Genomic DNA, 13,791 nt, shown 5'->3' on the forward strand with positions numbered 1-13,791 from the left:
CCGATGGCATCCTTGAGATGCGGTCAACTCTCTGGCTTCGCTGCGGCCGTGCTGTTCGGATGCAGCGCCCCACTGATCAGTACGTTCACGGCCAGCGGTTCGTCCCTGAGCATTGCCGGGTTGCTCTACGCAGGGGCGACTCTGGCTCTGGCGATTGTTCGGCTGATGAAAGGCCGAACCCAGGATGAAAGCCCCCTCCAACGGCGTGATGCGCCTGCCTTGGCTGGGTTGATCCTTCTGGGCGGGATCGTCGGGCCCGTTGCCCTGGTTCACGGCCTGGCGCGGTTACCAGCCGCATCGAGTTCACTGTTGCTCAACCTTGAGACCGTCTTCACCCTGGCCATCGCTGTTCTGGTGGGGCGTGAACATCTCGGCAAACGCGGCGCTGCGGCAGCAGCGCTCACCATCGCTGGGGCCATCGTTCTTTCGGATGGATCACTCGGCGGTGTCAATGCCACCGGAGCTGCCCTGATCGCTCTGGCGACCCTGGCCTGGGGGATCGACAACAACCTCAGCCAACGCCTGAGTCTGCGCGATCCGATTCAGATTGCCACCGTCAAGGCACTGGGTGCATCGCTGCCCATGCTCGTTCTTGCCTGGGTCCTGGGGCATCCCTTTCCACCTGCCACCGTCTGCGCGGCCTTGCTGCTTGTCGGTGCACTGGGCTACGGCCTTTCGATCTGGCTGGATCTCCTGGCGTTGCGGGATCTGGGTGCAGCGCGGGAAGCCGTGATCTTTTCCACAGCGCCTTTTGTGGGCGCCTTGTTTGCGCTTGTGGTGCTGCGTGATTCCTTCACGCTGAACCTGAGTGTTGCCGCCGGATTGATGGGGTCAGGCGTCGTTCTATTGCTGAGGGAAGAACACAGCCACTGGCATCAGCATCATGCGCTGCGCCACGACCATCGCCACTGCCATGACCTAGCAGCAGGCGATCTCCACCACGAGCACGAGCACAGCCCGCAGGAGCTCGAGGGGATGGACACCGATCACCCCTTCTGGCATGCCCATGAACACGAGCATTCCCAAACCGCCCATGCACACCCGCATGTGAGCGATGTTCACCACAGGCATCCACATTGAACAAGCACCATGCCACCAGAAACCCCCGAGCAATGCCCGAGGGTCAAGGGTGAATCACCATTCCAATGGCAATGATCGGTCGAAGCTGCTGGCGTTGGCACCTGGGGCCGAACGTTCCAGGTGTGGGTTGCTTTGATCTCCTGGGGCACCTGTGGCGGCGCAAACGGAGTGTCGATCAGTCAGGCGTACAGAGTGAGGCGGCTTTTGATGCCCTTCCTCGACATGCCCGGCTGAACGACCCGCCCACGGTTGGGTGAAGACTGTTGGAGCAGGGGCCTGCAGTCAGCGTGCTTCTTGTGCTGCTCGGGTGGGGTGTCAGCCATCGGTGGCGCCTCCTTGTGTTGGTCTCTCCAGATTCACTGACCCTGCGGGCATCTGCAATCCGAGTAAGCACCCATTGCCTCGCGGTCGCTGGTGCACAAGAGTTGAGGTTTGGACAGTGGATTGCGGACGGAACCCTTCTGGGTTGTTTCCTCGTCCCGCATGGACTTTTTCAAGCGTCTCGTTCTTGGTGCCAGGGCTCTACTGCCCCTGGTCACCCCCCATCTCCCCCAGGCCTCGGCGCCTTGTCAGCACACCCTCGAGGCCTTCGAGCAGGGTGACTGGCTCGCTGAGCTGGACCTACTGCAATTGGGTCAGAGCCTGCAGCTCAAGGCACTGCGCTGCGGCGGCTACGACGGCCATGCCTTTGACCTGATGGTCGCCATCGCCGATGTACTGGAGGCCGATCACGGCTGGAATTTTGAGCAATCGGAGGCCTGGCTGACGCGGATGGGGCTGTGGGAGGAGGAGCTCTAGACCTCGTCTTGACTGCCTCTGCCCCGCGCGCGTCAAGGTCCATTCGCGTCCAATCGGGCTGTGATCGCAATTCCTTTCTTTTGACGTTTGGCTGGTCTCCGTGCGCTGATGGGTCGGTGCTTGTTCTGAGGTGGTGGTTGGCTGAGGTTCCTGATGCAATGGCACCACACATCAGTGTGGAAAACCAATTGCCGGCCGATCTCTTCGACGCGATGGTTTCTTTCATTGAGCGCCACCCCCAATGGGATCAATACCGGCTGATGCATTCGGCCGTTTCCGGATTCCTCTTTCAGCAGGGCTGCTAAGAGAACCCGGTCGTGCGTCACTACCTCGACGGGCTCTTCCGCAAGCCAGATGAAGTCACGCGTTAGCCCGCTGAGGTCGATACCAGACCCGCCGCTTTCAGCTTGCGGGCCATCTCCAGAAGATCCGGTGTGATGTCATCCGGTAGCGCCACTGGTGCGGTGTGGGACTGGATCGCGTTCACCGCCACCCCCTGACCTCTGCGTCGCTGCAGCGCTTCCTTACGCCGACTGGAGCTCAGCCAGCGGAGATAGATGCGGCGATGCACATCCACGCCATGGCCCATCCAGGTGGCCATGTCGTCGTCAAAAGCCTCCGCTGTCTCGACCGAGGTGGCACAGCGAATGGCGTAGGCGTGACGCAGGTCATACGGCCGAACCCAATCCATCCCTTCTCCGTCCGCGATCGGGGCCCAAAGCTTCTTCAGACCCTTCCGCTGGAATTCCTTGTAGAGCGCGTTCGAAACAGCCACATTGTTCACGGCGATCTTCACGCCGGAGACCTCCGCAAACCGCACCTTCCAGCGGGCGTTGAGTTGGCCGTGGACTTGGTCCCAGTTCTCCCGCAGGCCGTAGCGCTCCACCCAGGCCTCCGGGATGGCAGGAGCGAAGTGCTCGCTGGTCTTGGTCTTCATGTCACCGGGGATGCTGATCCAGCCCTGGCGATCGATCCCCTCGGCGTGCCAGAGCTCGTGGGGACGGAGGCCGTAGGTGGCGATACAGCCGAACACCCATTGGTGAAATGGCTCCAGGCGGTCCAGCCAGTGCTGGAGGTCCTCATCAGTCGGAATGACCCGCACCCGCATTGAGGACGCCTTGCGGATCTTCTCCGCGGCCCCTTTGGGTCGCATGTCTCTGAGGCGTTGCAGCTCGGCCGTCAGGTCCATCTGCCCACTGCGATGAATCTGGGAGAGCGTCTCGATTCGACGGTTGAAGCTCTTGAGCTGGAGGCGTGGGTCGTGTTCCAGCACCCAGGCCTGAAGTCGCCTGGCTTCGACGGGGCCTCTGAACTGGGCAATCCTCTTGCGCAGATCATTGATGGAGTGGGCCCGGCTGCCCTCTTTGCAGATCCGAAGCTTGATATCGGCAATGCAGGCCTCCGCCAGCTCGGACCAGTCAGACCCGCTGGCAACAGTTCGGCGGCTCTGTGGCGTCGGCCAACTGCCTTGCCGATGGCCCTGGATGCAGAGATCGCGTGCTTCCTCGATGTCGTCTCGACTGCACCAGCGCTTCGGCTTGAGCGAAAACTCGTTGACCTTACGACCGCCTTCCATCTCGCGTACGTAGATGTATGGGCTGGCTGCATGCCTACGCAGCCGGAAGCGCGAGTGGCGGATCTTCAGCTCATGGACGCACTGTTCCCAGAAGGGGGCTGGTTGCAAACCGGTCTCACTCATGGCTCGGGTGCGCCGCAGGACCCTGTGAGTGTTCCCCAGAAACGTGCTGAGTAGTCAGCACGTTTTGGCTACAAGCAGCCCCAAGTCGTCACAAGTGGCTCAGAATGGTCCCGGCTGTGGAATCCCTGAAAACCCAGTCCCAGACAGCAAAAAGCCCCGCCGAAGCGAGGCAATAAGCGATGGCTCGGGGGAGACTTGAACTCCCGACCTTGGGGTTATGAATCCCACGCTCTAACCAGCTGAGCTACCGAGCCGCGGTGAGGTGATTGTAGAGGATCGCCGTGCCGAAACCCTGTTCGCAGCTGCGATCAGGCCCTAGGGGGAAGCATTTGAAGCGGATTCACCGCTCCACGGCCGGCGGGGATGATTTCGAAGTGCAGGTGGGGACCTGTACTCCGCCCGGTGCTGCCCATCAGGGAGATCACCTTGCCCTGGGGCACGACCTGACCAGCACGAACCAAGATCCTGCTGTTGTGGCCGTATCGGGTCAAGGTTCCGTCGGCATGCCGCAGCTCAACGAGATAGCCGTAGCCACCGCCATGCCAGCCAGCGGAGACCACCTGACCTGATTTCGCAGCAACGATCGGCGTTCCGATGTTGTTGGCAATGTCGATGCCGCGATGCATCCGTCCCCAACGCCAGCCATAGCCGGAGGTGAAGATGCCCTTGGTGGGCCAGACCCAGGCACGGTCATTAAAGTTCTCTCCGTCGCCGAACCCAAAGTCGGGTTGGTCGGGCCAGCTCAGACCACCGGAGCCAACGGGCTTCAGACCAAGCACCATGCGGCTGCGCCCTGCATTGGCCTGGGCGATACGGATTGGGGTGCCAACAACCAGCTGGGCTCCCCGAAGACCGGGGTTCAGCTTCAGGAGTTTCTGAATGCTGAGGTTGTAGCGCTGGGCCACCTTGGCCAAGGTGGTGTCACCCCGTCGGATGCGAGCGGTCTCACTGGGCTCTGGCGGTGCCTCAAGGGGTGGGGTGCGCCGCAGTTCAGACGTGTCAACGGCGGCAACCGTTTTGACCTGCTTGATGGCGGTGCTGGGGAGAACCATCCATTCACTGCGGCCAAAGACGTGATCGGCCTTGACGTCGTTGAGCTGGCTGATCAGCGTCTCGTCCTGCGCCAGCTGACTGGCGAGGTGCTTGAGGGTGATGGCTTGACGGGCTTTGACCCAGATCTTCTCGGAGCTGGGCCTGGTCTCAGCGGCAGCAATCAGGTCTGCACTGATGGCGGGTGGAGCTGAGAGCTGAGGAAGCATCCCTGACTTGGAGTCGGCCAGGGAGGGGGCGACAACGGTGCCGGCAGCCCCAAGGGCTGCAGTGCTGGCTGCCGTCGTCAGTAGAAAGTGAACAGGCTTCATCCAGTTTGGCCAAAGGTCAAAGCCCGGTGGAGAAGCCAACATCCTCCGGACGGCGCGAGATTAACGACTGGCCGGTACCCGCGCAAGTCATAAGGGTCAACTTCTGGGTCGACCACAACTCAATCTCGATCTGAGACCCCTTGCCCTGCAGTGGGTTAGCCCACTTCGAGTTGCCTGAGTGCCTCGAAGAGAACAACACCCACCGATGTCGCGAGATTCAGACTTCGCACCCCGCCGCCCTGGTCCACCGAGCCCGGCATGGGGATCAAAAGTCGCTGGTCCACGTGCTCTAGGAGCTCCCCGGGCAGGCCGCTGCTCTCACGGCCAAACAGCAGCCAGTCATCCGCTCGGTACTGAATGCGGTGGTACGGCTCGCTGGCGTGGCGACTGAGGGCGAGCAGGCGGCCGCCGCGCTGACGCCGCGTCTCGAGGAACTGCTCCCAGTTGGCGTGGTGCTCCAGTTGAACCCAGGGCCAATAGTCGAGACCGGCCCGCTTCAGGGTTCGGTCATCGATCTGAAAGCCCAAGGGCTCGATGAGATGCAGTTCGGTGCAGGTCGCTGCGCAACTGCGGGCCACGTTCCCCGTATTCGGTGGAATCTCCGGTTGAAACAGCACCACCCTGGGCATGGCATCTAGCGCGGGACGGGGATACCGAGCTCGTGGAGGTTCAGGGCTCGGCCGCTGACCACGAGCCAAGCCTCATGGCTGATCGCGGTCAACCGTTGTTGCAGGTCCCCCATCCTGTCGCGGAAGAGCCCGCCGATGGCCGTGGCAGGAACCACGCCCCAACCGACTTCCTCCATCACCAAGATCACAGGCTCATGCTGCTGTTGTAATTGGTTTAACAGGGCCGTGCTGCACTCCTGCCACTGCTCAGCAGAGGCCTCCAGGTGTTGGGCGAGCCAGGTTCCCAGGGCGTCGATCAACAGGAGCCTGGGCGCCTGGCCATCAGCGGGTGGAGTGAGACCAGAAAGCGCAGCGGTCAGGTCGGCACCGACTTCCAAGGTCTGCCACCCAGAGGGTCTGCGGTCTTGATGGTCTCTGATCCGTTGTGCCCAGCGTTCGTCATCGCCAGGAGGCTGTCCGGTCGCGAGGTAGAGAACTGGGCCCGGGTGGAGCGCAGCGAGATGTTCGGCCCAACGGCTTTTGCCACTGCGGCTGGGTCCAGTGACAACCACCAGACCCGCAGGCTCGGCGGGGCTAGCCACCACCGTTCATGTTTTTGAGGGTGGCCACGGCCGATGGAGAAACGCGGTTGAGGTAGCGGAAGATCCAGTACTTGAAAATCGTCGCCAGCACCACCGGGAAGGTGGCAATAAACAGAAGGATGAAGTTCTCTTCCGCGGGAAGGCCCAGGTGATGGGCGATCCCATCGAGCAAGACGGTCCATCCTTCGGGGCTGTGGAAGCCAACAAAAATGTCCGTGAACAGGATGATGGCGAAGGCCTTGGCGCTGTCGCTCAAGCCGTAAACGGCCTCATCGAGAAAGCCCCGCAGCACCTGAAGGTCCCGGCGGCCAAACAGGCAGACCAAGACAAAGCCAACAAGCGCCGCCAGGTCGGCCAGGACATTCTTTGAAGCTTCGATGCTTTCTGCATCCGCTTCATCCTTGAGGGCATTGGCCCGGCGGGCCAGGGCGGATTGAATCTCCTCTGGGGAGGGAGGCTGTTTCCCTTCCAACAGAGCCTCAAACTCGAGCTCCTGTTGATACAGCCTCAACTTGGCGACGGCCTTTTCTTGAAGGTGGGGCTTGGTGTAATTGAGGAAGGGAATCTCTGGTGCATAGCGATTCATCAGCGGTGAGATCACCAGACTCCGGCTGGCCTGTTGAATCACCAGCGGCACGAGAATCAACAGAAGCAGCACACGCAGGGACACCAGAGTGGAGTCCCGGCGGCGGCGGAAACCAGCCACCAAGGAGGCTTCGGCCTCAGGGTCGAGCTGGCGGCGGACCCCATCAAACACACCCAGCAGGCTGCGGGGCAGCATCTCCGGGGACCGGGACATGGCTGGAGCGGTGCTGCGTCCTCGGCCGTAGCGGGAGACAACGCTCTCCACAAGCTGCAACTGTCTGAGCTCTTGGCTATCGAGCTCGGAACGCTTCGGGGCGACATCCGCCAGGTTGTCCTGGGCAACCTGCAGGGCTGCGCGAAAGCGGCGCAGCATCTGGGCCTTGGCGGATTGAGGGATGCTCAGTTCGATCTCAGGACGAACTGGGCGGTCGTTGTAGTACTCAAGCTCGAGGCTCTGAATCAGGAGCGCGGCTTCGTAGGCCCTCTCGAGGTTGTTGCTCAGATCGTGGGTGCTGGCCCGATCAAAGCTTCCAATCCAATCGGTCAACCCCATGGCGATCTCAGCGGGAGAAGACCCACCAGGTGATCATTGGCACCAGGGTGCCAACCACCAGCAAAACGACAACCCAAAGGAAGGCGTTGCTGGACTCGGTTTCTTCCTTGGTTGGAATATTGGTTTCAACTGGCATGCGCTCCACAAGCTGTGGCGGACCGGGATCTTCGCCCCCGTTGAGCACGACTTCGAGTCGGCTTAGGGCGTCGAGGCTGGCTTGCCTGTAGCGGGAGCCCTCCCTCAGGGGAAGTCCCATGGTGCTGATGGCCGTGCTGGAGAGCAAGGTGGAGGGAAGTTGCTCAAGCAGAGCTGGACTGGCAACGACGGCTGCACTGTTGTTCTGCGCCTCAATCAGGAGCAACAGCAAGCCATCGCGGCTGGCCTCGTCCTGCCACTGCTGCAGAAGTTCCTCGCCGAGGGTCTCCAGGCTGACGCCGTAATCCAGGCGCCTCAGGGTCACCAAGCGGGCATCCACCCCCAACTCCGAGAACTGCTCGAGGCGCTGGTTGACATCACCGCTGGCGGCGCGACTCAGCACATCGGCACTATCCAGCACGTGGCTGCTGGGACGCTGCACAGGAAAGTCGGCCAATCCAGTGGCGAGTGCTGCCGATGGCGCGATCAGGCTGGTGAGCGCCAGGGCAGCGGCCATCACCAGAGACCAGAGCTTTCTGCGGAGGACGTGACGCACCAGCGAACGCTTAAACCTGGGCACAGTCTGCCCCTAGCTGGCCAAGCTGTCGCGATGCAGCAGGGAGATCACCTCAAGGATTGATGCACTTCGTGCTGGCTCAAGGCCAAAGGCGTCCCGCAATTGATCCAGGAAGGTCAGTTCGGCTTGGGTTTCGATGTGATCGGCGTGAATGAGGTGGGCCGCAACGGCCAGGGCCGTTTCCCGTTGTTCCATTGAAAGGAGGGGGGTTGCCTGCAGGATCAGCTCCGCACAACTGCTGGCCCTGAGTTGCAGCAACACCCGATCCAGCAGTGCACCCATGTCCTGATCGCTCAGCCTGCGGAAGGGTTGGCGATATTCCAGTTGTTGGCGCAGGGCCCTGGCCTCAACAGCACTCAGTTCCCCATCGGCTGCAATCGCAGCGAGGGCCACGGCAGCGAAGGCCTCTGGCGCTGACGTGAGCTCGGGCTGGCCCATGGTCCCTGCGGAAGATGCCCCATTTGAGCGTCTACCCGCGCCATGTGGAGGCGGATGTGAGCCTGTGACAACGTGAGGGGGCAAAGCGCCGACACCGTGCCTCTTCCAGCTCGCGTCTGCTTGCTCATTGGCATTGTCGGTCTGCTCTTGTGTGTCGGCAATCAGCTCAGCGCGTCTGAGTTGAGCCCTGCGTTGGAGAGGGCGGGGGTGTTGAGCAGCCTGCTCTCGGTTGGCTTGATGCTGGTCGCTGTCCTCTGGACTAGGGCCGCTCCGCTGGCCCCAGATCGGGTGGCGTTAGTCGGTGAGCAGGGCCTGGAGCTCGCAGCCGAGCTGCCCGATTCCCTCCGTCAAGAGTTTGGCTGGGGCAGTCAAATGCTGTTGACCGCGACCCCGGCGGCCTCACTGTTACTGCTCTGGCGCGGGCAGGTGCTCCTGCGACGGGGGGTGCTCGACTCCAGCCCCTTTGAGCCAGGCCCGATTTGCGAGCGGGCTTGGGCAACGCAGAAGGCGATCAACCTGGTGAACCTGGCGCTCTACCCCGGTCGTGATGAGTTCAAGGGACTCCCCGAGAACACTCCAGCGCTCATCATTCAACCGATCGCTGAGGATGGACTGCTGCTGGTGGCGGGATGGTCGCCGCGTTGCTTCAGCCGCAGCGATGAGAGCTGGATTGAGGGTTGGAGCTTGAAGCTCAGAACGCAATTGGAGCAGGAGCTCGCTTCTTTCCCCCTCCCCCTTGGCCCTTCGGCGGAAGGGTGAAACGGGAATTCACCCGTTCTCCGGGGGAACTGAAGACAGCGGTTCCGTCGTCACCGATCTTTCCTTCCAAGCGCTTGGCCCGGGTGACCTGCTTGTACGTGTCGCGTTTGAGCAGCACCTGATCGGTGGCTACAAACCGCCCACTCGGCCAGTTCCAGAGACACCGCATGGCCGTCAGCCGCTCACCAGGCTGTTCCAACTCGCAGCCACGGGAGACCTTCACATCACTCTTCTCCAGATCGACCGTGAAGCGATCTCCCTTGGCTTTCAGGGCATTGAACTGACCCGTGAAGGGTTGGTCGCTGCTGAGCAACTGATCATTGATGGCCCAGCGGGTTTGCTTGGCGTCGAGCCAACCCTTGCCATCGGCGCGGCGCACCTGCACCGGAGCGACCAGGTCCACATAGCCCTGGCGCAAATTGCCGCGTAGCCCCTGGGCGGTCAGGACAAGGCTGGGCGCTGGCTTTTCGTCCTTGGCTGGAGCCGGCTTGGGTTGCTCGAACTGCTCACCGCGCACCACCGCAGGTGCGGTGAGATCGCCCCGCTCCGGCTTCCAGTCGACCCACTGGGCTTTGACTTTCAGAGGGAGCGGAGCGGGTGTTTTGGCGTTGCCTGCTTTGCTGTGTCCGTCTTGCCAGTGCTCAAGCACGGGGGCACCGCGGAGCTCGACCAGGTCACGCTTGATGAAGTACTGAGCCGTTTCCGCACTGATGCGGGACCGGCGATCGAGGGCCACGGGCCTCTGGTCGATGACCATCAGCTCCTGGCGCGGTAACCAGCGGGCGGTGTCCCCGGTGATCTCAACCGGTTCCCCGCCCAGCAGGGTGATACGGACGGTTCCCTCCAGCTGGATGGCTTGGCCATCGCCGATCACGGTGCCCCGCTCGGCAGCAATCAAGATGCTTGGCTCACCGCGCCGAAAGACCGTGCCCCGGGGCCTCAGTGCCTGGGCCAATTTGCGCTGGATGTCGTAGCGAGCCTCTGGACTTTTGAGCTCCCACGCCGGGGCTCCCTTGGGGTCCTGCTGACGCAGGTCCAAGGCACGGAAGGAAAACGGTTGGCTGCCTTGCCGGGTCGCTGTTGAGCAGCCGACCAGCAGACAGACGGCACTGAGCTGCAGTGCTCGGTTGATCCGAACCATCAGAGCGGATCCTCCAGTTCCAGGCGTGCCATCACCGGGGAGGGCTCAGGCAGCGGTGCTCCGCTCTGGAGTCCACCCCAGCTGAGCTGCTCCAGCCAGGCCGAGCTCACCTGGGCCGTCGCATTGGAATCGGGAATCGGTTGCCCGAGTTGATGCAGCATTCGCCCGGAGAGATCGGGCAAGAGGGGTGCCATCAGCAGGGCCACGAGCCGAGCGGCTTCGAGCACGGCATAGAGGTCGTTGGCCACCTGCTCCCGTGTGCCCTCCTTCTTCATCAAGCTCCAGGGCGCCTGATCATTGAGATAGCCATTGGCGCTAATCGCCAGTTGCAGAGCTGCCTCGGCCGCCGAGCGGAACTCCAGGTTCTCTAGTGCTGCCAGGCTGGCGTCCTTGGCCTGTGCTGCCGCCTGGGCCAGGGGATGGGTGCTGGTCCTGGCCTGATCGGCTGGAGGTACGGCTTCATCGAACCAACGGCGAGCCATGGAGCTCGTGCGGTTCAGCAGGTTGCCGATGGTGTTGGCCAGGTCGTTATTGACCAGATCGGTGAAGCGCTGCTGCTGGAAATCCCCGTCCTCACCAAAGGGGATGTCGCGCAACAGGTACCAGCGCACGGCATCCCGGCCGCAGCGCTCGAGCAGGTCGGCCGGGTCGAGCACGTTGCCGAGGGATTTCCCCATCTTTTGACCCTCGCGGGTCAGAAAACCATGGCCAAAGACCTTGGCCGGCAGGGGGAGTCCAGCCGAGAGCAGCATGGCCGGCCAATAGACGGCATGGAAGCGAAGGATGTCCTTGCCGATCACGTGCACCGAAGCGGGCCAGCCCCTGGAGATCGCTGTGTCGAGATCAGCTGCATCGCCCTCTTCGAGCAGGGCAGTGATGTAGCCCAAGAGCGCATCGAACCAGACATAGAAGGTGTGACCCTCATGGCCTGGCACGGGGATTCCCCAGGGCAGGTTGATCCGTGAAATCGAGAAATCCCGCAGCCCTTGCTTGACGAAGTTTTCGACTTCGCGGCGGCGGCTCACCGGCTGAATAAAACCGGGTTGGCTGATCAGGGCCTCGATCTGCTCTTGATAACGGGAGAGGCGGAAAAACAGGTTCAGCTCATCACGCCATTCCAGCGGTTTGCGGTGGATCGGGCACTCCGGATCCTGGGCCTCATGGGGGTCGTCCTTGAATTCCTCGCAGGCCACGCAGTACCAACCCTGCTGCCGGCCTTCGACGATGTCTCCGCTCGCCTCGACCCGCGCAAAAAACTGCTGGACGACCTGGCGGTGCCGTGGATCCGTCGTGCGAATCAAGCGGTTGTTGCTGATCTGCCAGCGATCCCAGAGCTCTCGGTACTGGGCACTCACACCGTCGCAATGGGCCTGCGGGGTCAGGCCTGCCGCCTCGGCCGTGCGCTGAATCTTCTGGCCGTGCTCATCACAGCCGGTGATGAACAGCACCTCCTCACCCTTCAGTCTCTGGAACCGGGCCAGGGCATCGCAGGCCAGGGTCGTGTACGCGCTCCCCAGGTGGGGCTTGTCGTTGACGTAGTAGAGGGGTGTGGTGAGGGTGTAAGTCATCGGCGGGATCCTACGCAGCCCTTCCCGATCGTGCCCTCAGCTGCGAGCCTGGGGCTGACTCCTCCATCCAGGCATGCCAGCCCGCATTGATTCCGCCCCGGTGGTGGTGTGGGGAGGTGGAACCGGTGGAGTGGCTGCGGCGATCCAAGCGGCCCGCGCCGGCGCTCCGACCGTTCTGCTCACGCCTGGTTCATGGCTGGGGGGAATGGTCAGTGCTGCCGGGGTCTGTTGCCCTGATGGCAACGAGCTGAGTCCCTGGCAAACCGGCCTCTGGGGGGCCTTTCTACGGGGAATGGCGGAACGGGAGCCAGAGGGCCTGGACCAGAACTGGGTCAGCTGTTTTGGCTTTCGCCCGACCCAGGCCGAGGCCCTGCTGCAGCAGTGGGTGCAGGAGCTCCCCAACCTCACCTGGCTGACGGGTTGCCGTTGTCTGGCGGTGAACCGTTCCGAGCGGCTGGTGCGCTCCATCGAGATTGAACGTGATGGCCAGCGGCAACAGCTGGCCTGCAGCGTCCTGATTGATGGCAGTGACCGGGGCGACCTCCTGCCCTTCTTGGATCTCCCCTATCGCTTGGGCTGGGAACCCCAGGAGCTCTGGGGTGAACCCAGCGCCCCCAGTGCAGAACGACTCGCCACGGAGTCGTTCTTTGAACGGCAGCCGGTGCAGTCGCCCACCTGGGTGGTGATGGGACAACTGCATGGGGAAAAGCCAGCCCAGGCCTTACCGGAGAAGCCGCTACTGCCCGCTCCGTTTGAGCAGGCCTGCCAAGCGTTTGGGCTGGAACGCACGCTCACCTATGGGCGGTTGCCTGGGGGCCTGGTGATGCTGAACTGGCCTTTGCAAGGCAATGACTGGCATCAGGGTTTGGCCCGTGCCTTCAGCAACCAGGCGGACGCCGAAGCGGAGCTGGGGCGAGAGATGCAGGCCCATAGCTGCAGCTTTGCGGCGGAGTTGATGGAGCTCTGCTCCGGTTGGCTCAGCTTGGGCGATGCCTTTCCGCAGGATTCAGGCAGTCCTGACCCTGCCCTGGCGGCCATGCCGTACTGGCGAGAAGGGCGGCGAATGGTGGGCCGCAGCACCGTCATTGAGCAGGATCTCCTTCCCGAACGATCGGGCCGCTCGATTTCAACTCTGCCCCGCAATCAAGAGGGACAGATCAGTTCCATTGCCGTTGGCAATTACGCCAATGACCACCACTACCCAGGGGATGACTGGCCCCTGGCTGCCAAGAGCTGCCGCTGGGGTGGGCGTTGGAGCGGCACGCCGTTTTGTGTTCCCTACGAGGCCCTCCTGAGTGCCGATCTCGACAATCTTCTGGCCGCCGACAAGGCCTTCAGCAGCTCCCATATGGCCAACGGTGCCACGCGCCTGCAGCCAGTGATTTTCAACATTGGTCAGGCCGCGGGTGCGGCTGCCGCCCTGGCATTTGAACGCGGTGGCGTTCCCTCTGACCTCCCGGTGATTGACATTCAGGAGCGCCTGATTGCCGACCCCGTTGCGCCAGCTGGGGTCATTCCCCTCTGGGACACCCCCTTCAACCATCCCGATTGGGCTACGCGTCAGTGCGCCGTTCTTCAAGAACCAGGACGGTTAAGTGGATCTGGCTCATGGCAGGGAGCCAGCTCTGGCGCCGCCCTACCGGCTCCATCGGCCATTGATCGAGCTCGTGTGCACGTCCAAGGAACGATTCGTCCCATGGGGGATGGTTCCTATGCCGTTGATTTGGCAGAAGCAACGTGGGGCCGCAGTCGCTGGTCTGTGATCACGCTTGAACCCTGCGTCGATCAGTGGCTTGAACAACTCGATGGCCCCAGGCAGGTGGAACTGCTGGGCTGCTTCAACCCCTGGGGGCCTTGGCTCAGAGTCTCCGCTGTCTCGCCCTAGGT

14 protein-coding genes and 1 tRNA gene are annotated in these 13,791 nt (G+C 62.5%); 5 read left to right on the top strand and 10 right to left on the bottom strand.

Annotated features, from left to right (window positions below):
• The first annotated feature begins 3 nt into the window (after positions 1-3).
• The 3 genes from LY254_RS01595 (at position 4) to LY254_RS01605 (ending at position 2,183) form a co-directional block, all read left to right on the top strand.
• Complete coding sequence (locus LY254_RS01595) at positions 4-1,080, top strand: DMT family transporter (RefSeq protein WP_247478417.1); 1,077 nt, start codon at positions 4-6, stop codon at positions 1,078-1,080.
• Positions 1,081-1,563: 483 nt separating this feature from the next.
• Complete coding sequence (locus LY254_RS01600; protein ID WP_247478422.1) at positions 1,564-1,878, top strand: hypothetical protein; 315 nt, start codon at positions 1,564-1,566, stop codon at positions 1,876-1,878.
• Between the two features lie 137 nt (positions 1,879-2,015).
• Positions 2,016-2,183, top strand: a complete 168-nt coding sequence (locus LY254_RS01605) for a DUF2811 domain-containing protein (RefSeq protein WP_363159692.1) — start codon at positions 2,016-2,018, stop codon at positions 2,181-2,183.
• Positions 2,184-2,245: 62 nt separating this feature from the next.
• On the opposite strand, the gene LY254_RS01610 is transcribed toward LY254_RS01605, so the two are convergent.
• From LY254_RS01610 to LY254_RS01645, 8 genes are all read right to left on the bottom strand, one after another.
• The gene (locus LY254_RS01610; RefSeq protein ID WP_247478424.1) at positions 2,246-3,454 is read right to left on the bottom strand and encodes a hypothetical protein; all 1,209 of its coding nucleotides are present in this window, start codon (positions 3,452-3,454) and stop codon (positions 2,246-2,248) included.
• Between the two features lie 303 nt (positions 3,455-3,757).
• Positions 3,758-3,831, bottom strand: a tRNA-Met gene (locus tag LY254_RS01615).
• A 54-nt stretch (positions 3,832-3,885) separates the two neighbouring features.
• Complete coding sequence (locus tag LY254_RS01620) at positions 3,886-4,938, bottom strand: peptidoglycan DD-metalloendopeptidase family protein (RefSeq protein ID WP_247478426.1); 1,053 nt, start codon at positions 4,936-4,938, stop codon at positions 3,886-3,888.
• A 155-nt stretch (positions 4,939-5,093) separates the two neighbouring features.
• Positions 5,094-5,567, bottom strand: a complete 474-nt coding sequence (locus tag LY254_RS01625) for a tRNA (cytidine(34)-2'-O)-methyltransferase (protein ID WP_247478428.1) — start codon at positions 5,565-5,567, stop codon at positions 5,094-5,096.
• A gap of 5 nt (positions 5,568-5,572) precedes the next feature.
• Entirely contained in the window at positions 5,573-6,148 is a 576-nt protein-coding gene (gene cobU / locus LY254_RS01630; protein WP_371820486.1) for a bifunctional adenosylcobinamide kinase/adenosylcobinamide-phosphate guanylyltransferase, read from the bottom strand.
• Positions 6,141-7,286 carry a proton extrusion protein PcxA gene (pxcA, locus tag LY254_RS01635; protein WP_247478432.1) on the bottom strand — a complete coding sequence of 382 codons (1,146 nt, stop codon included), beginning with the start codon at positions 7,284-7,286 and terminating at the stop codon, positions 6,141-6,143. The genes cobU and pxcA overlap by 8 nt, the downstream gene beginning before the upstream one ends.
• A 7-nt stretch (positions 7,287-7,293) precedes the next feature.
• Positions 7,294-7,938 carry a photosystem II repair protein Psb32 gene (psb32, locus tag LY254_RS01640; RefSeq protein ID WP_371820526.1) on the bottom strand — a complete coding sequence of 215 codons (645 nt, stop codon included), beginning with the start codon at positions 7,936-7,938 and terminating at the stop codon, positions 7,294-7,296.
• Between the two features lie 72 nt (positions 7,939-8,010).
• Entirely contained in the window at positions 8,011-8,436 is a 426-nt protein-coding gene (locus LY254_RS01645) for a tellurite resistance TerB family protein (protein WP_247478435.1), read from the bottom strand.
• Between the two features lie 96 nt (positions 8,437-8,532).
• Between LY254_RS01645 and LY254_RS01650 the strand changes: the two genes are divergently transcribed.
• The gene (locus LY254_RS01650; protein ID WP_247478437.1) at positions 8,533-9,195 is read left to right on the top strand and encodes a cofactor assembly of complex C subunit B; all 663 of its coding nucleotides are present in this window, start codon (positions 8,533-8,535) and stop codon (positions 9,193-9,195) included.
• Here the strand turns inward: LY254_RS01650 and lptC are convergent.
• Complete coding sequence (gene lptC, locus LY254_RS01655; RefSeq protein WP_247478443.1) at positions 9,128-10,336, bottom strand: LPS export ABC transporter periplasmic protein LptC; 1,209 nt, start codon at positions 10,334-10,336, stop codon at positions 9,128-9,130. The two genes, LY254_RS01650 and lptC, sit on opposite strands and share 68 nt — an antisense overlap.
• The gene (gene metG / locus LY254_RS01660; protein ID WP_247478444.1) at positions 10,336-11,904 is read right to left on the bottom strand and encodes a methionine--tRNA ligase; all 1,569 of its coding nucleotides are present in this window, start codon (positions 11,902-11,904) and stop codon (positions 10,336-10,338) included. The genes lptC and metG overlap by 1 nt, the downstream gene beginning before the upstream one ends.
• A gap of 73 nt (positions 11,905-11,977) precedes the next feature.
• Between metG and LY254_RS01665 the strand changes: the two genes are divergently transcribed.
• The gene (locus LY254_RS01665; protein WP_247478445.1) at positions 11,978-13,789 is read left to right on the top strand and encodes an FAD-dependent oxidoreductase; all 1,812 of its coding nucleotides are present in this window, start codon (positions 11,978-11,980) and stop codon (positions 13,787-13,789) included.
• The last annotated feature ends 2 nt before the right edge of the window (positions 13,790-13,791 follow it).

Origin of the sequence: Synechococcus sp. NB0720_010, from assembly GCF_023078835.1 — a bacterium.
Classification (GTDB): domain Bacteria; phylum Cyanobacteriota; class Cyanobacteriia; order PCC-6307; family Cyanobiaceae; genus Vulcanococcus.